Source organism: Lacticaseibacillus manihotivorans DSM 13343 = JCM 12514 (genome assembly GCF_001435035.1).
Taxonomy (GTDB): domain Bacteria; phylum Bacillota; class Bacilli; order Lactobacillales; family Lactobacillaceae; genus Lacticaseibacillus; species Lacticaseibacillus manihotivorans.
The window spans coordinates 1-738 of sequence record NZ_AZEU01000092.1 but is presented as its reverse complement, the minus strand read 5'-3'; the positions used below and the strand labels follow the sequence as shown (position 1 = coordinate 738).

Here is a 738-nt window from a genome sequence, read left to right as displayed (position 1 = left end):
GAACACCCTACGAAGTTTTCTATAATGAGACTTTGCACTTAATTTGACAATTCACCCTTTATAAAATAATCCCTTTGATGGCTAAATTAGCTAAACATTCTTTCAAATATGCGTCATTATGCTCTGGATAAATTGGGTTAGTGATCGGGCATTCTTTCAAAATTATGTATGGATCACAATGAATACCGCGGTAAAGCGGATTAAACCAGTTTTTATTGGGGTGATATCCGCGGTGCTGCATTTCATGCAGTACCAGTAAGTGAAATTGATAGAGTTTATATGGCGAGTGCTTGAATACATAATTAACAGTTGCATGTTTTTTACCCCAGCCATTGCCTCTTAGAGCGGCAAGTTCTCGATGCTGCCCTAGTAGTTGCTGGCGAGGAAGTTTATTAATGAGTTGCTCATGCCAAAGTCGCATACTTAGCCTCCTGTTCTCTCAGCTTATCTATCAATGTATTATAGAGAATAATTGCTGCAATAGCTCGCTTAATATCAACCAAAATCAATTTGATCGAGCATGGTTTCTTGACTGGCTTGATCCAAGCCTAAATAAGCTAAAGTCATGGCCTCGCTGGAATGATTTAATAAGTGCATGACCAAACCAATATTATAATTAGACTGCGTGTAGACCCGATAAGCGCCGGTTTTACGCATGGTATGAGTACCAAGATAATTAATTCCCGCAAATTGCAAGAACAAGTTAGCCACTCCGTGGCACGACACCGTGAGGCGAAC

At 40.0% G+C, this 738-nt stretch carries 1 protein-coding gene and 1 pseudogene; both read right to left on the bottom strand.

Annotated features, from left to right (window positions below):
- Nucleotides 1-58: 58 nt before the first annotated feature.
- Nucleotides 59-421, bottom strand: coding sequence for a TIGR02328 family protein (locus tag FD01_RS04675; RefSeq protein WP_054720222.1), 363 nt, complete (start codon nucleotides 419-421; stop codon nucleotides 59-61).
- 74 nt (nucleotides 422-495) lie between these two features.
- A pseudogene (locus FD01_RS04670) lies at nucleotides 496-738 on the bottom strand (hypothetical protein); the annotation flags it as partial.